At 61.8% G+C, this 17048-nt stretch carries 12 protein-coding genes and 1 pseudogene; 6 read left to right on the top strand and 7 right to left on the bottom strand.

The genetic code is table 11. The features are described 5' to 3' along the window. Nucleotides 1–784: 784 nt before the first annotated feature. Nucleotides 785–2920 carry an OPT family oligopeptide transporter gene (locus ACPWR9_RS23000; RefSeq protein ID WP_426301035.1) on the bottom strand — a complete coding sequence of 712 codons (2136 nt, stop codon included), beginning with the start codon at nt 2918–2920 and terminating at the stop codon, nt 785–787. A gap of 325 nt (nt 2921–3245) precedes the next feature. Between ACPWR9_RS23000 and ACPWR9_RS22995 the strand changes: the two genes are divergently transcribed. Further along, nucleotides 3246–4760, top strand: a complete 1515-nt coding sequence (locus ACPWR9_RS22995) for an MFS transporter (protein WP_426301033.1) — start codon at nt 3246–3248, stop codon at nt 4758–4760. Between the two features lie 64 nt (nt 4761–4824). Here ACPWR9_RS22995 and ACPWR9_RS22990 read toward each other — a convergent pair whose 3' ends face one another. Continuing rightward, a complete protein-coding gene (locus ACPWR9_RS22990) occupies nt 4825–5271 on the bottom strand; it encodes a type II 3-dehydroquinate dehydratase (RefSeq protein WP_426301055.1) in 447 nt (148 codons plus the stop codon). A 74-nt stretch (nt 5272–5345) separates the two neighbouring features. Then, nucleotides 5346–6788, bottom strand: coding sequence for an MFS transporter (locus ACPWR9_RS22985; protein ID WP_426301031.1), 1443 nt, complete (start codon nt 6786–6788; stop codon nt 5346–5348). A 214-nt stretch (nt 6789–7002) separates the two neighbouring features. Between ACPWR9_RS22985 and ACPWR9_RS22980 the strand changes: the two genes are divergently transcribed. Then, on the top strand, nt 7003–7785 hold the full coding sequence (locus ACPWR9_RS22980) for an IclR family transcriptional regulator (protein WP_150681778.1): 783 nt from the start codon (nt 7003–7005) through the stop codon (nt 7783–7785). 2 nt (nt 7786–7787) lie between these two features. Here ACPWR9_RS22980 and ACPWR9_RS22975 read toward each other — a convergent pair whose 3' ends face one another. Continuing rightward, nucleotides 7788–8951, bottom strand: coding sequence for a serine hydrolase (locus tag ACPWR9_RS22975; RefSeq protein WP_426301029.1), 1164 nt, complete (start codon nt 8949–8951; stop codon nt 7788–7790). Between the two features lie 336 nt (nt 8952–9287). Between ACPWR9_RS22975 and ACPWR9_RS22970 the strand changes: the two genes are divergently transcribed. The 3 genes and pseudogenes from ACPWR9_RS22970 to ACPWR9_RS22960 all read left to right on the top strand — a co-directional run bounded on the left by ACPWR9_RS22970 (nt 9288) and on the right by ACPWR9_RS22960 (nt 11666). Continuing rightward, nucleotides 9288–10127, top strand: coding sequence for a MetQ/NlpA family ABC transporter substrate-binding protein (locus ACPWR9_RS22970; RefSeq protein ID WP_426301027.1), 840 nt, complete (start codon nt 9288–9290; stop codon nt 10125–10127). Nucleotides 10128–10144: 17 nt separating this feature from the next. Then, nucleotides 10145–10948, top strand: a pseudogene (locus tag ACPWR9_RS22965) (methionine ABC transporter ATP-binding protein); the annotation flags it as partial. Between the two features lie 73 nt (nt 10949–11021). Further along, complete coding sequence (locus ACPWR9_RS22960) at nt 11022–11666, top strand: methionine ABC transporter permease (RefSeq protein ID WP_426301025.1); 645 nt, start codon at nt 11022–11024, stop codon at nt 11664–11666. A gap of 110 nt (nt 11667–11776) precedes the next feature. Here ACPWR9_RS22960 and ggt read toward each other — a convergent pair whose 3' ends face one another. Next, the gene (gene ggt / locus ACPWR9_RS22955) at nt 11777–13399 is read right to left on the bottom strand and encodes a gamma-glutamyltransferase (RefSeq protein ID WP_370865914.1); all 1623 of its coding nucleotides are present in this window, start codon (nt 13397–13399) and stop codon (nt 11777–11779) included. Nucleotides 13400–13959: 560 nt separating this feature from the next. Next, nucleotides 13960–14619 carry a M24 family metallopeptidase gene (locus tag ACPWR9_RS22950; RefSeq protein ID WP_150681783.1) on the bottom strand — a complete coding sequence of 220 codons (660 nt, stop codon included), beginning with the start codon at nt 14617–14619 and terminating at the stop codon, nt 13960–13962. Between the two features lie 165 nt (nt 14620–14784). On the opposite strand from ACPWR9_RS22950, the gene ACPWR9_RS22945 reads away from it, so the two are divergent. Next, nucleotides 14785–16266, top strand: coding sequence for a PLP-dependent aminotransferase family protein (locus tag ACPWR9_RS22945; protein WP_426301024.1), 1482 nt, complete (start codon nt 14785–14787; stop codon nt 16264–16266). On the opposite strand, the gene ACPWR9_RS22940 is transcribed toward ACPWR9_RS22945, so the two are convergent. Next, nucleotides 16235–17044: an SURF1 family protein gene (locus ACPWR9_RS22940; RefSeq protein WP_246182705.1), complete on the bottom strand. Its 810-nt coding sequence runs from the start codon at nt 17042–17044 to the stop codon at nt 16235–16237. The genes ACPWR9_RS22945 and ACPWR9_RS22940 overlap by 32 nt on opposite strands. Nucleotides 17045–17048: the final 4 nt, after the last annotated feature.

Raw genomic sequence — 17048 nt, 5'->3', positions numbered from 1 at the left:
AGGACCGTGAAACGACTCCACGCCGATGATAGTGCGGATACCCGTGTGAAAGTAGGTAATCGTCAGGCTCCCCTAAAGACCCCTTGCTACCAAAGTAGCAAGGGGTTTTTGCTTTTGGGCGCGCAGTTTAGATCTTCGGTTTGAGTGAGTGGATCTGGCTCGTCTATCGACGTCCCGCAAAGCAAGATTGCGCATTGTTTCGCATTTCTTGGCCCGTATGCGGTGGCGATTCGAGGTGTTTCCTTTCAAATTGCCATTACCTAATGCCCTCGAGGAATTGCGTGTACATCAGCCGTGATTTCACCCTCACTGCTTACTCGGTATTCCTCATCTGATATCGCTTGTTATGCGAGCCCGGCGTAGACCGCATCTCTCCTCGTTGTCTTCCCCTGTATAGGCACTACTCGATCTAGACATTTGATCGGGTACGCGTGAAATCGACGCAAGCATTACTAACGCAAAGCCTCATCGCGGTTGTTTCGTACACGGGGCAAAACGCTATTCATCGGAGCAGACAGTCGCATTGAGCTACGCGTAGACGAACTCATCCGAGATGTCGCGCATCGCATGGTGCTAACAGGAAGCGTTACGGCGATACGACGGGAGTAAAGCGAGAATACGACGGGGGAGCGACGGGGACATGACGCAGACGCGCCGAAGGATGGGGCTGAGCGTTACAACTACTGCTGCCAAGCAATAGTTCTACGCATGCATCAGTTAAATGCTGTGCCGGTCAGGTGTGGACGTCGCCAACACCCGACCGAGCTTTAGTCACGACTTTGAATTACCGCGGAACCGCTGCCAACACGCGGCGAACCAGCACAACGCATACCGCAGCGAATGCGACGAATGCCAACCAGTCTGCCGTCGCTGCAAAACCGCTGCCGACAATCGCTAACGGGGCATCCGAGCCGGTAAAGCCCACGACCATCGCCATGGCGACACCGACGAGGCTTTCGCCCACGATCAGGCCCGATGCCAGCAACACACCACGGCGTTCCGCCGCTTCCGCATACGGACCGAAGTCCTTGCCATGAGCCTTCGCTCTCGCCTTCATGATTCGGTGCGAAATCCAACCCAGCACAGAACCGATCACCAGTGCCGAGCCGATCGTCGGCGGCAGATACACGCCGATACCCACGGCAATCACCGGCAGACGTGCAACGCCGCCGCGCTTTGCCAGCATCGCATCGATGCTAATCAGCACCAGCCCTAGAATCGCGCCAATGCCGAGCATCGACCAATCTAACTGATGCGTGAAGATGCCCTTGGCGATCGCGGTCATCAGAATGGCTTGCGGCGCCGACAGCGCTTGTGACGGATCCATCCCGGCGCGGGGCAGCGCATCGGTGAAGCCGTACGCGTTATAGAGCAGATTCAGCACCGGCGGAATCACCGCAGCACCGACAACGCAGCCCACCAACAGCGCCACCTGCTGACGCCACGGGGTCGCCCCGACCAGCCAGCCCGTCTTCAGATCTTGCAGGTTGTCGTTCGAGATCGTGGCAATCGCAATCACAGCCGCCGTCGTGAACAGCGCCAGCGCAATCGCCAACTTGCCGCCGCTCGTCGTGTCGAGCAGGCCGCTTGCCTGACTCACACTCAGAATCAGCAACGAGACCAACACCACAGCCACGATCCCGATGCCGGAAATCGGACTCGCCGACGAGCCCACCAGACCCGCCATGTACCCGCAAGCCGCCGCGACCAGGAAGCCGAACACCACCGCAAACACCACGCTGCATGCGACCAACGTTGCAATGCCGCCGGCCGACAACGGCGCGTCTGAGAGGAATACGCCGAACGTCACGACCCAGACGGCCACGCAAACGAGTGTCAAGCCGATCACCCAGCGCGGCGAGAGATCCTGCTCCGTACGGCCAAGCTTTGCGCCGGTTCCACGAGCCCGCGATTGTCCCAACGCCGTGAACGACGTCTTGACGCCTTCGACCATGGGCTTGAAGAGCGTGATCAGCGTCCACACGGCGGCAACGCCAATCGTGCCCGCACCGATGAATCGCACCTTGTGCTGCCACAGACCGTTGGCAAAGGCAGCCATCGCCTGCCCATCCGTGTTAGGCGTGATCGACGTAAGAATCGGCACCGCGATGCCCCAGCTCAACACAATGCCGAGCAGAATCGCGAGACCGGACACGATCCCGATCAGGTAACCCGCCCCGATCAGTGCCAGCGAAAAGCCACTCGTCAGTCGAAAGACCGCTGTGCCCGCAGGCACCCACGCGGTAATGCTCTCACCGAAGATCTTCAGGCCGTTCGTGGCAAACGCGAACAACGCGGACACGATGCCGCCGAATGCGATCTCGCGTACACCGCTGCCGCCATCGACCTTCGATTGACGATTGGCGTGACGATCATTCGCTTGGCCCTTCGCCTGCGCTGCCTGATCCACCGACTTCGCCGAGTTCGCAGAATCAGCCGAAGACGACACCTCGTCCCCTTCACTCCCCACACGAAGAATTTCAGCCGCTGCCACGCCTTCCGGATAAGGCAGATCGCTATCGACCACCATCGCGCGACGCAATGGAATGGTGAAAAGTACACCGAGAATGCCGCCGGAAGCGCAAATCGCGAGCGTCAAACCAAACGGAAAGCCTTGCCAATGGCCAATCATCAGCAGGCCCGGCAAAACGAAGATGATCGATGACAACGTGCCGGCCGCAGACGCCTGCGTCTGCACCATATTGTTCTCGAGGATATTGCCGCCACGCAGTGCACGCAGCACCGCCATCGAGATAACCGCCGCCGGAATCGATGAGGAAAACGTGAGGCCGACTTTCAGGCCGAGATAAACATTAGAGGCGGTGAACACTACGGTGATCAGCGCGCCGAGAATCATGCCGCGTACCGTTAATTCGGGTAGCGATACTGCATCGGGAATACGAGTCGGTTGAGATGCCATGTGTACGAATGGGGGGATTTTCGCCCGATGGGAATGTGGCGCAGATTGTATGCGTCCGGCTGGCATGCCGCCAGTCTTGACGGCCGCGATAGTCCGCCCGTTCGAATCTCACTTCTAAATCCCAAACGTCCTCGCCCATGGGACGTAAAAACCCAATCACCACAAGAATCCGCTCAATACCCCGCATATCCATCTAATTTTCGGATGGAATCTAACTTTTCTCAATTCATTTAATGATGGATGATTCGGGTTTTCCCTTGGTCATAACAAAGCGCTGATTCACCAAGGCAAACACAACGGGATTGGCGCAACAAGGAGTTCTTCGATGTCCAGTCTGCATACCTCTTCGCATCCGGTACCTCAAACCAACGACCGTCGTCGTTGGCTGGTGCTCGCGATCGTTTCGGTGGCGCTGCTGCTCATCGTGATCGACATGACGGTGCTCTACACGGCACTGCCGCGGTTGACCCACGATCTGGCAGCGACGGCCTCCGCCAAGCTGTGGATCGTCAACGCTTACGCACTTGTCGTCTCCGGCCTCCTGCTCGGCATGGGCACGCTTGGCGATCGCCTCGGTCATAAGCGTCTCTTCATCGCTGGCCTCGCCGTGTTCGGCATCGCATCGCTCGCGGCCGCGTTCTCTCCGGACGCCAATCTGCTCATCGCCGCGCGCGCGCTGCTCGGCGTCGGCGCGGCGATGATGATGCCCGCCACCTTGTCGCTTATCCGCATTACATTCGCCGATTCGCGTGAGCGTGCGCTCGCCATTGGCATTTGGGCGTCGGTCGCCTCGGGCGGTGCCGCGTTCGGCCCGGTCGTGGGCGGTGCGTTGCTCGAACACTTCTGGTGGGGCTCGGTTTTTCTGATCAACGTGCCGATCGTATTGCTGGCGCTGCCGCTCGCGCTTTGGCTGATCCCGAAGGGCGGCGCGACTTCGACGCAGCCGTGGGACTGGTTCGGTTCGCTGCTCTTCATGGTGGGGCTGGTCGGTGTGACCTATGCGATTAAGACGGCGGGCAAACCGTCGCCAGACTGGTCGACGGTTGGCGTGGCGCTGGTCGTCGGCGTGGTGTTTCTGGTTGCTTTCGTGCGCCGACAACAACGCAGCATTCATCCATTGCTCGACTTCAAGCTGTTCCGTAACCCGGCGTTTGCGAGTGCGGTAGTGGCTGCGCTAGTGGCTTCCGCTTCACTGATCGGCATGGAGTTGGTGTTCAGCCAACGCCTGCAACTGGTGCTCGGCTACTCGCCGCTCGAAGCCGGTTGGGCGATTGTGCCGTTGCCGCTCGCCGCGTTCGTCGCCGGACCGATTGCTGGCCGCCTGCTGCCTCGGTTGGGCGGTGCGCGCATGCTGCCGATCGCGTTGTTGATCTCGGGTGTCGGCATGGCGGGCTATCTGTTCGTGCGCGATATGGGGTTGATGCCATCGATCGTCACGCTGGCCATTCTCGGGTTCGGTGTCGGCGCAACGATGACCGCCGCATCGAGCACCATCATGCAGAGCGCTCCGCCGGAGCGCGCCGGGATGGCGGCATCCGTCGAGGAAGTGTCGTACGAACTCGGTGGCGCGTTGGGCGTGACGTTCATGGGCAGCTTGCTGTCGTTCGTCTACGCGCGCGGCATGCAAGTGCCGCAAACCGCCGCATTGCCGAGCGTTGTGCGCGATAGCCTGGATGAGGCCCAGCTCGTCGCAGAGCAACTACCGGCAGCACTCGCCGCGTCGCTGACGCGTCTGGCGAATACTGCCTTCGATCAGGGCTTCAACGCCGTGATCGCGGCCGCAGCCATTCTGCTGATTGCAACGGCCGCCTGGGGACGCTGGCACGCCCGCACACGTTAACGCGCTGTCGGCACAGCGCCAGCACGGCGTCGGCACATCGCCCACGCCGTGCTAACACATCAACTTAACGCGCCGCTCTGAGCATCCCAGCCATCGCGTGCAGTGCTAGTGGATAGCACTGCACGCCGAGTCCGCAGATCACTCCCGTCGCGACGCTCGAAATCAGCGAATGCCGGTAAATCTCGTCGCGTTTGTGGATGTTAGTGATATGCACCTCGATCAACGGGCGCTCGATCAGCTTTGCCGCATCGAGGACAGGAATTGACCGAAACGAGAAGCCGGCCGGGTTCAGGATGACGCCCGCGCCGGCTTCAAACGCTTCCTGCAACCAGTCGATCATCGTGGCTTCGCTGTTCGTCTGCCGAAACTCGCAACGCAATTCCAGCTGTGAAGCCACCGATCGCGCAGTCGCCTCGATCTCAGCGAGCGTGGTGTGCCCATAGAGATGCGGCTCGCGCTTGCCGAGCATATTGAGGTTCGGTCCGTTAAGAATGTAGACGAGATCGGACATGGTGGTGAATGCAGTTCCTGTGAAAGACAAATCTTCAATGGCCATTAATTGCTATTAGCGGTTATCAACGGCTATCAATGGCTATTACGCATGCCGTGCGCGCCGTCGACGGGGGCAACACGCGAGGCATTGGCGGTGTTGCCGGTGCTGTTGACAGCGGCAAGCGTCGCCAACTCCGCAGGGTCTCCGGTAAGCACTTGCGTCGAGTCGGTCCGGTTCATGTCGATGCCGCGCGTCTCCGGCCCAATCAAAATGGCGGCGAGCGAAATCAGATTGAGCACCGCACATAACGCCACGACGGCCCACGGCGAACCGTTGCTGATAGAGAGCAGCCATACCGAGACCATCGGCATCGGGCCGCCGGTCAACAGGTTGGCGCCGGTGTAGGCGAGCGCTGAGCCCGAGTAGCGAACATTGGTCGGAAACGCTTCCGCGAACGCGACCGGTTGAATGCCGCTCTGGTACTGCGTGAAGCCAAGAAAGAGCCCCATGATCAGCAGCATCGGCACGAAGCTGCGGGTGTCGAGCACAGAGAAGTACACGAGCGAGATCAGCAGCGTGGCGCACGAACCAATCGCCAGTGCTTTCTTGCGCCCGATCCGATCGCTCAACGTGCCCCCGAGCAGCGCCCCGAAAATCGCGAAGATGTTCGCGCCCATCAGCAACATGAATGCCGTCTGTTTCGGCACACCGAGCGTCTTGGTGATGTAGCTCAGCGAGAACACCACGATGAGGTAGAAGATCGCCGCTGGGCCGCAGAAGAACAGCGTCCAGCGAATGAGCGGCTTGTAATGCAAACGGACCGCATCGCGCAGCGGGTTGCTCACCTTCACGACCTGCTTTGCCTGCTTCATCGCGGCAAACGCCGGTGTTTCGTGCACTTTCAGCCGGATATACACACCGACAATCACCAGCAGAAAGCTCAGCACGAACGGCACGCGCCATCCCCACGACTCGAAGGCCTCCGCCGATAGCGACGCCGACAATCCGAACAGCGCAGCATTCGCGAGAATCTGGCTGACCGGCGAGCAAATGCCCAGCAAGCCGGAATATCTGCCGCGCCGGTCCGGGCTAGCGTGCTCGATGGCCATGAGCTGTCCGCCTGTCGACTCGCCGCCCAGTGCGAAGTCCTGCACGATGCGCAGCACGACCAACAGAATCGGCGCCCACACGCCGATTTGCGCGTAAGTGGGCAGCAAGCCCATGAGCACCGACGCCACGCCCATCACCGATACCGTGGCGAGCATCAAATTGCGTCGCCCGAACTTATCGCCGAGTGAACCGCAAATGACAGCGCCCAACGGCCGCGCCGCCAGCCCAACGCCAAAGGTCGCGAGCGAGGCGAGCAGGGCCGACGTCGGCTCCATCGCTGGGAAGAACAACTTCGGCAGCAAGGTCGCTGCCAGCGCGCCATACAAAGTGAAATCGAACCATTCGAGCGCAGTGCCGATGGTCGCGGCCGTGACCGCCCGTGTCTGCATCGACGCGTCCGACGCAGAGGTCGCTACGTGTGTCATGCCTGTCTCCTGACTATTTGATCTGTCGTCATGCCCCATCGTCGCAGTCGCGCGGCGCCGAGGAAATCGGCATCTGCCAGAAGCGCGCGGTGAGGACGGGGGCCGCCCAGGCGTGTCCCGGGCTGGCAATGCCGATCTTAGTGAGGTTGATGGAACACTATTCCAGACTGGAATCACATGCCACAATGCGGAAAAACCAAACCATGGAGACGCTATGAACGGCGTGATGGAGCGCACCCTCGCGATTCTGGAGTTGCTGGCCCAGCAAGTGGGCGGCACGCCGCTGGCCTTCATTGCCGACGAACTCGACATTCCCCGCAGTGCCTGCCACCGATTGCTCACCGACTTGAAATCGTTCGGCTATGTGCGCCAGTTGCGCGAACATGGCGACTACGTGCTGACAACGAAGCTAGTGGGGCTGGGGCTGAGTTTTCTCAGCACGTCGGGCATCGTCGATATGGCGCAGGCGATTCTCGATCGCTTGGCGGAGACGTCGGGGGAGCTGGTGCGATTGGCCATCGTCGATGGCGACCGCCTCACATGGGTTGCGAAGGCGCAGGGGGCGATGAAGGGGCTGAAGTACGACCCGGATATGGGCATGGACACCGTGCTGTCGTGCTCGGCCACCGGCCACGCGTGGATGATGACGATGAGCGACGAGCGCGCAATGGCGTTAGTGAGCCGTCAGGGATTCGGGCAGCCAAAGGACTACGGCCCGAATGCGCCGACGACCGTGCAGGGGTTGCTGACGTTTCTCAATGCCGCGCGCCAACGCGGCTACGCGACGATCAACGAAGTATTCGCGCCGGGCATGACCGCAATGGCCGCCCCGATTTTGCGTCGAGGCTATCCAGCGCTGGGCGTCATCAGTATCGCGGGACCGTTGGTACGACTCGACGAAGCCCGCATGGCGCGGCTCGGCCCCGCGTTGCTCGCAGCGGCATCTGAACTTGCCGCAGCGAGCCACTCATCACCGCTGTTCGAGCGGATTAGCTGAACTCACTTCAACGAACACGACAACCAATGCGCGATGCGCACGCCGTCGAGGCGTGAGCCTTCGGGCGTATCGCTGCCGAGCATCGTGACGATGACGGGGCGACGCTTATGCACCATCACGCGCATGACCATGTTGTGACCCGACTCATTGATGAAGCCAGTCTTCTGCACGCTCGCGTGCACCTTGCCATAGCGCACCAGTCGATTGGTATTCACGTACTGCAACTGGCCTTTGCCCGTGCGTACGAGTTGCTGATGGTCGATCGAATAGCGGCGAATCAGCGGATAGTTATTCGAGGCTCGCACCAGCCGCGCGAGCTCACGTGCAGTGGACACATTGCGCGGCGACAAACCAGTGGAATTCTCGAAGCGCGTATTCGGCATGTTGAGCGCTTGTGCCTTGGCATTCATCGCAGAGATAAACGCCGGCCGCCCGCCCGGGTAGTCACGGCTCATTGCTGCGGCCGCGCGGTTTTCCGAGGCCATCAGCGAGATATGCAGCATGTCGCTGCGTGTGAGCGTCGAGCCCACGGCGAGGCGCGAATGAGTGAACTTCAGCGTATCGAGGTCGTCGCTCGTGACGGTGAGCGACTGCCGCATCGATGGCCGATTGTCGAGCCATACGACAGCCGTCATCAGTTTCGAGAGCGAAGCAATCGGCATCACTCGATCGGCGTTCTGAGCGAAGAGCGGCGTATGGGTTTTCTCATCGACGATATAAACCGCGCGAGAAAACAGGCGTTTGCGCGACGCTGGCGTGAAACCGCAACGTGCTAGCAGACGAGGTTGCGCGTCGGTGCTGACTTGCTTGGCGCTCGACGCTTGCGTGGCGGCAGCAGCGGCAGGTGGCGTGCGCTTGACAGCTTTCGCGACGCGTGGCGGCGGCGTTGCCTTACGCGACGCGTGCGCCTTCGCGCCAGCCGTCGGTTTGCGCGCCCGACTCGCCGCCACCTTTTTCTTCTTCGTCGCTTCCTGCCTGCGTTTTCCCGCACTCGTCTGATGCGCGGTCGCGCCGAGCGCATCGCTCACTGGCAGCCCCGCAATGAGCAACACAATGCCGAACAGCATCAATCGAGCGAGCGCGACCACACGTGGCGGCATGCGATACAAGCGCGGCAAAGCGGGGTTGAACAGAACGGGCAATGCTGGGTACCACAGGGCAGACATCTTCGAGCGGTTCCGGAAAAGGAGGCGGGCGGCAGTTGCGTGCAGAAGAAGCCATCTCGCGCAACGCAGCACAACGCACGCGGCACGAGACACAAGCGCAACACTTGGGGAATCCCAGTTGGACGACGCTCGCCCGAGGAGTTCCTGAGTTTTCCCGGGGCGTATTACAAAAAGTTACAAGTGACGATGCCCCCGCGCATGAAAGCTCCGCGTGCCCATGCGAATTAGCTTTCCGAAATTGGTTATTGGACGCTCCCCACGGCCACTTCCTAGACTGTCCGTTCGCCTGCATCAGGCCCATCCAATACCAACGTCGTCACTTCAAGGGGACGCAACATGCAACGCCGCCAATTCTCTCGCCTGCTCGGCGGTCTCTCGCTCGCAGTGGTCATCGGCACTTTCGGTGCAATCGGCACGCTCGGCTCGACCAGCGCAGTAGCAGCAGACAAACCGCTCAAAGTCGGCGTGCGCGGCGGTGTCGACGAAGAGATTTGGGAAGTGGTCACGAAGGTGGCGAAATCGCGCGGCCTGAACGTCGAGACGGTCGTCGTCACCGGCACAGCCAGCCCGAACGAAGCGCTCAATAGCGGCGACCTCGATGCCAACTCGTTCCAGCACATTCCGTTCCTGCGCGATCAGGTGAAGCAACGCGGCTACAAGATCGTCGCCGTGGGCGACACGCTCATCTCGCCCATCGCCTTCTATTCGAAGAAATACAAGTCGCTCGAAGCCCTGCCGGTCGGCGCCAAGATTGGTCTGCCGAACGATCCGAGCAATCAGACCCGCGCGCTGGTCATCTTGCGAGATCACGGTCTGATCAAACTGCGTGACGGCTTCGATCCGTACACCGGCACCGCCACGCTGGCCGATGTCACGGCTAACCCGCGCAAGCTCGACTTCATCGAAAGCGCATCGGTCGTCCTCGCACGTTCGCTGCCCGATGTCGACGCATCGGCCATCGTCAACAGCTTCGCGTATCAAGCGGGTCTGATCGCCACCCGTGACGGCATTGCGGTGGAAAAGCGCGAGAACAATCCGTACGTGAACATCATTGCCGTGCGCGAGAAGGACAAGAACGCCGCGTGGGTCGCGCCGCTCGTCAAAGCCTATCAATCGGAAGAGGTGCGCAAATTCATCGAGACGAAGTATCAAGGCTCGGTTGTCCCAGCGTTCTGATCCCAAGGAAAAACACGATGACGACGCCCCGACAGCCCGCCGCCGCCCCGGTCACCCGCTTGCCGACCGCCGCCCCGCGAGAGATCGCCCACATCACGTTCGATGCACTGGGCAAGATCTACCCGGGCGCATCGAGCGCGGCATTGCATGACGTCTCGTTTGCGGTGCAGCGCGGCGAGAGCTTTGGCATCATCGGTCGCAGCGGTGCGGGGAAATCCACACTGCTGCGCACGATCAATGCGCTTGAAGTGCCGAGCGAAGGGCACGTGAAGGTCGATGGCGTCGACGTCGCAACACTCGATGAAGACGCCCTCGTCGGCCTGCGCCAGCGCGTGGGCATGATCTTCCAGCATTTCAACCTGCTCTCGGCGAAGACCGTTTTCGAGAATGTCGCTTTGCCGCTGCGCGTGGCAGGCGTGCCGAAAGCACAGATCGCGCCGCGCGTGAACGAACTGCTTTCGCTGGTCGGGTTGACCGGTAAAGCCGACGCTTATCCGGCCATGCTCTCGGGCGGCCAGAAACAGCGTGTGGGCATTGCGCGCGCCCTCGTGCATCGCCCGGAAATTCTGCTGTGCGACGAAGCCACGTCCGCGCTCGACCCTGAAACGACCGACGCGATCCTCACACTGCTGCGCGATGTACAACGCGAGTTTGGCCTGACGGTCGTGCTGATCACCCACGACATGGGCGTGATCCATCAAGCGTGCGACCGCGTGTTGGTGCTCGATCAGGGACGCATTGCCGAACTGGGCCCGGTAGACGAAGTGTTTGCGAACCCACTGGCCGAGGCCACGCGCGCGCTGCTGCGTCCGCTACAACACGCATGGCAAGGGCGCGCGGCAGGCGTTGCCGCACGCCAGCGCGCCGTCTGAATTTTCTTCGCGACATCACATCATGATCGACAAATATCTGCGCGCGCTTGGCGAGACCTTGCTGATGGTCACCAGCGCCTGCGCCATCGTTTTCGCCGTCGGTATGCTGATTGCCGTGGTCTTGGTTCTCACCGCGCCGGGTGGGCTTGTGCCGCGTCCGCGTTTCCATCGTGCGCTGTCGGTCGTCGTGAACCTGTTTCGCGCAGTGCCGTTCATCATTCTTCTCGTGGCGCTGCTGCCGGTCACGCGCTGGTTGGTCGGCACGACGATGGGCACTTGGGCCGCAGTAGTCCCGCTGGCAGTGCATCTGATTCCGTTCTTCGCGCGTGTCACGCAGGTGGGGTTGCGCGAGATCGATCCGGGGCTGATCGAAGCAGCGCGCGCGATGGGCTGCCGCCGTTGGCATATCGTTCGTCACGTGTTGTTGCCTGAGGCGCTACCGGCCATTCTCGGCGGCGCTACGGTGACGGTCATTGCGATGGTGGGCGCATCCGCCATGGCGGGCGCCGTGGGCGCAGGCGGCCTTGGCGATCTGGCCGTGCGTTACGGCTACGAACGGTACGAGACCAGTGTGATGTTCAACGTGATCATCATCCTCGTAGCGCTCGTGACCTTTGTGCAGTTTGCGGGCGAACGCCTCGCACGCCGCGTCGATCATCGACGCTAACGCCAGCACGCACGCAAACCCGCACACAAAAAAATGGGGCCGCCTGAATCAGGCGGCCCCATCGTCATGCAGCGATCGAACCGGCGACGGTCCGATCAGGCGTCAGGTCATCAATACCCGAGCGCCAGACCCGTATTGCGGCGCGGATCGTTAGCGCCGTAGAAGCGGTTCTTGCCGATCGGCTTGCCGCCCAGCGACGGGGCACCGACCAGAATCGCAGCGACGTGATTCGCCGGCTGCGGACCGGCAAACTTCTGGCCCCAGCTCTCGAGAATCTTCTGCGTATCCGGGCTCAAAGCGAAGGCTTCGATGTTCGTCGCTTCCGGCATCCACTGCTGGTGGAAGCGCGGCGCGTCCACGGCTTCTTGCAGGTTCATGCCGTAGTCGATCATGTTGAGCATCGTGAGCAGCGTGGCCGTAATGATGCGGCTACCACCCGGCGTACCGACAACCATCACCGTCTTGCCATCCTTGGTGACGATGGTCGGGCTCATCGACGACAGCGGGCGACGGCCCGGGCCGATGGCGTTCGCTTCGCCTTGAATCAGGCCGTACATGTTAGGCACGCCCACCTTGGCGGTGAAGTCGTCCATCTCGTCGTTGAGCAACACGCCCGTGCCGTTGGCCATGACCTTCGCGCCGAACCAGTCGTTCAACGTGTAGGTGACGGAAACAGCATTGCCGTCCTTGTCGACGATCGAGTAGTGCGTGGTGTTGCTGCCTTCATGCGGCGGCACGCCCGGCTTGATCTCTTGCGAGATACCGGCCTTTTGCGGGTTGATCGCGGCACGAATCTTCGCGGCGTAGTCCTTGTCGAGCAGGTGCGCGAGCGGGTTCTTCACGAAGTCCGGATCGCCCAGATAGCTGTTGCGGTCGACGTAGGCATGACGCATGGCTTCGATGGTGTAGTGCACGCCCTGGGCCGAGTGAAAGCCCAGTTCCTTCATCGGGTAGCCTTCGAGAATGTTCATGATCTCGCAGATCACCACGCCGCCCGAGCTCGGGGGCGGGGCCGAGACCACGTGATAGCCGCGGTAATCGCATTCCACCGGGGCCAGTTCGCGCGTCTTGTACTGATCGAGGTCGGCCTGCGTGATGATGCCGCCGCCTGCCTTCATCGAGGCGACCAGCTTGCTGGCGACTTCACCCTTGTAGAAACCGTCGGTCCCCTTGGCGCTGATCAGGCGCAGCGTGCGCGCGAGATCCTTTTGCACCAGACGCTCGCCCGGCTGGAACGGTTGACCCTTGTTCAGGAAGATGGCGCCCGAGTTGGCGCGATCTTTCTCGAAGTCTTTGGTCGACGTCCACAGCATGTCGACGTCGCCCTGATCGAGCACGAAGCCCTTGTCGGCCAGCGTAATCGCCGGCGAGATCAGCTGCTGACGCGTCTTCGTACCGTACTTCTCGCGCGCGTATTCCATGCCCGACACGGTGCCCGGCACGCCTACGGCCAGATAGCCGGTGGTGGAGGCGCCCTTGATGACGTTGCCATCCTTATCGAGGTACATGTTCGCGGTGGCGGCCAGCGGGGCTTTCTCGCGGAAGTCGAGGAAGGTCTTGCGGCCGTCGGCGAGTTGAATCGTCATGAAGCCGCCGCCGCCGATGTTGCCCGCTGCCGGGTACACCACGGCCAGCGCATAGCCCACCGCCACGGCCGCGTCGATCGCGTTGCCGCCGGACTTGAGCACTTCGACGCCGACCTTCGATGCGATATGTTGCGCGGTCACGACCATGCCGTTCTCGGCGCCCACGGGGGCTTTCGACGCCGCGTGAACGTTGAACAGCGCACAGCTTAAGGCTGTGGCCAGAAGCGCTTTGGAGAAGGTTTGATTTTTCATCGTCTTTCTGTTCTTGAGCGATTGAGCGACATAAGGGAACTGCAGAGTTGCGCGCGCGACGCTCGCACGGACGGGCAGCTCGCTCGAACTAACGGGTGCCTTAGGCTGGCACCGTCGGGGGGGCGATGTCTCCGCTGCCTTATTGCCGTCGTGCGGAAAAGTTCCGTCGGCAATCGAAAAGGTAACGCAAATTGCGTAATTGGGGAAAGATGCGTCAAAAGTCCGGAGGGCGGGCCACGGCGCATCTTGGTGTGGCACTGGACAAATGGCGAGAGTGCGCGAAACCCTTCGCGGGTAAGCGTCGGATGCTATATGGGGTCAGATTGGCGCGAGAGTTTGTACGCCGAAACGATGCGGTTGGCGTGGCTAAACGCTGCGGTGATGTTGCATCGTCGCCACGCCAATTTGACAGCGGAAAATCCGGCCTAGCCGTGGCTAGGCGGAAGTCGTGCAACTCAAACGAGCAGGTCTTCGTAGAACGCGCCGAACGGCCGCGTCGGGTGGGCGATCTGGATCTCGAGAATCCACAGCCCGCCGCTCGGCGTGTCGGTCAGATCGGCGAGGCGGCCTGCCTTGTAGATCGCATGCGGGAAGTCGCTCACGCGATGACCTTTGATGTCGAGGTTCAGCACCCAGCCGAGCGCTTCGGCCTGCGCCTTGGCGTAGTCGTAGAGCGCCTGACCGCTGACGCCTTCCGTGCGCCAGTGCGCCTGCACGATCTCGAACAAGCGCTTGGCGTCGTCGGCGCAGCGCTGCATTTCGGGGTCGCTGCCGGTGGTGCGCGTGAAGCCGCAATCGCCTTCGTGCGCGCCGAACACCACACCGATGTCGATGAAGTAGATGTCGTCGTCGCCGAGCACCGGATCGTCGTCGCTACGCTCGCTGAACGTGCGCAGCGTGTTCTTGCCGAAGCGAATCAGCACCGGATGCCAGATGCGATCCATGCCCAGTTGGCCCAATAGCGCCTTGCTGGCGGTAATGGCTTCCGACTCGCGCATACCGGGCTTGATGAGGGCCGCGATCTTCTCGGTAGCGTCCCACGTGAGGGCTTGTGCACGCTGCATGGCGGCGGCGCTGAACTTTGCCCCGACGGCTTCTCGTTGAGCCAACTCCATCTCATTTACTCCGTTGAATTCACCACTTGTGGGGAGCGCTTGCTTACCGGGAGTCCCCGGCGCAAGCGTCATGGCGATAAGCATAATGGCTAACTTGTATAATTCGAAGCGCCATTTCCCGCCAGGTAAATTGGGCCACTTTGCTGTTCATCATCGATCATCGCCATGCGCCGACGTCACCTAAGCGAATCGCTAGAACTGCCGCTCACCGGACGGCGGGAGAAGGAAACCCGGCAGGCGTGGGTCTACCGCTGCGTGCGTGAGCGCATCGTGGCGGGGGAATTGCGACGCGGCGACCGCTTGCCGTCCACGCGCACGTTGGCGGAACGCTGGGGCGTCTCGCGCGGCATCGTCGAGCTGGCGTTCGAGCAACTGACGCTAGAAGGCTACGTTGCGAGCCGCGTGGGTGCGGGCACCGAAGTGGTTGCCGATCTGGGGGCACCGTCGACGGCGGTACAAGGGGAGGCTGGCGCGCACACTCTTGCTGAGCCAGCGATGGCGCTGCGATTACCTGAAACGGCAGCAGCGTTATCGCTGAAGACCGGCCGGTCGTTGGACGTTTCGCTGTTTTCGCTGCCTGCGTGGCGTCGCCACATGAATTACGCGTTGCGCACGGTGACCTCGGCGGACCTTGCCGACACCGATCCGCGCGGCTATGCGCCGTTGCGCGAGAGCATCGCCCGCTATTTGCGCGTCACGCGCGGCATCACCTGCGACGCAGACCACATCGTCGTCACCACGGGCATTCGCCACGCCATCGATCTCGTGACCGACGTGCTGGCGGATGCCGACACGACGTTCTATCTCGAAGATCCCGGTTACAAGAATCTGGCGTCGCTAATCGGTGCGCCGCCCGAGCGTTGCATTGGGATGCCGGTCGATGACGAGGGGTTTTGCCCGGACGTGGCGAATAGCACCGGCCGTCCGGGCATTGCCTACGTGACGCCCGCGCATCAAGCCCCGCTCGGCACCACGATGTCGATCAACCGCCGCATGCAGGTGCTGGCGTGGGCCGAGGCGCGCGACGTGTGGATCATCGAAGACGATTACGACAGCGAGTTCAGTTACGGCAGCGCACCGCTGCCGGCGCTCAAAGCGATCGATAACCACGGGCGAGTGATCCATTGCAGCAGCTTCAACAAGTCGCTGTTCCCTTCGCTGCGCATCGGTTTTCTGCTCTCGCCACCGGCGCTGCTGCCGTGTATTGCTGCCTTGCGCTCAGCGTCGGGGCGCGCCAACAGTCTGATCGAGCAAATGGCGCTCGCGCGATTTATCGATGCCGGGGACTTTGCCCGGCATTTGCGCGCCTCGCGCAGCGTGTATCTGCGCCGTCGCAATCTGATGCTCGATACCCTGCGCGCGCAGTTGCGCGTGCCGTGTCGCGTCACTGGCGAGCATGCGGGCTTTCACTTTGTGCTGTGGCTGCCGCCGCGCGTTGACGAGAGACAAATAGTCGCCACCCTGCGAGCGCAGGGCGTCTTTGTCGAAGGGCTGGGGGAGTTTTCCCGGGCACAGCGCATGGCGCCCGGGTTGGTACTGGGTTATGCCGCCTTCGACGACGCGAGAGTCGTCGAAGTGGCGACACAGGTGGCGAGTGCTATCAACGCAGCCGAAGTCAGCGGCGTGAGCGCAATTCCATCCGAATGACAAACCATCCGGCGACTGCCGACATGATGGCCAGCGCGTACCACGTGAGCATATAGCTCATGTGATTGTTCGGGAATTGCACCACGGTGAGCCCGCCGACCGGATAGTCGCGTGCCGGGGCGCTGCCGGTGGTGGCTTCGCCATCGCCATTCGGCAGGGCGCGAGCGCTAGTCCCGGGCTGGCCATCAGCATCCACGAAGTAAGGCGCGACATCTGCGACCCCGCGAGCCGCCGCAATCGCCGCCACATCGCGCGAATACCAGAGGTTTTCCGACGGCGAATTCTTTCGCAGGAAACCGCCACCGGCTTCCGTCATGCGCAGCAAACCGGTGACCGTCACATCGCCCGCGGGCGCGGGCGGCACGGCTTCCTTCCAGCCCGGCGGCACGAAACCGCGATTGACGAGCACTTCGCCGCCGTCTGCCGTGCGCAGCGGGGTGAGCACCCAGTAACCGCCGCCCAGATCGGTGACGGCCTGCACCAGCGTGTCTTTATCGAATTGATAGGTGCCGGTGAGCGAGATGTGCCGGTATTCGTCATCGGCGGCATTGATCGTCGGCCACTGCGCGCGCGTTGGGGCGGCGACGGGTGGTGCATGTACGCGAGTGTTCACGCGCTCAATCAACTCGAGCTTCCACGCGCGGCGATGCAACTGCCACGTACCGAGGGACACGAAGACGGAGATCAGGACCAGCGTGATAACGCCGAGGAAGACCAGCCGGAGGGGGGAGGGACGCCGCTGGGCGTCCCCCGAATCACGAAGTTGACTGCTGCTCAAGGGT

It is taken from the genome of Pandoraea pneumonica, assembly GCF_049918595.1.
In the GTDB taxonomy this organism is placed as follows: domain Bacteria; phylum Pseudomonadota; class Gammaproteobacteria; order Burkholderiales; family Burkholderiaceae; genus Pandoraea; species Pandoraea pneumonica_A.
This window is presented reverse-complemented; position numbering and strand designations above follow the sequence as displayed.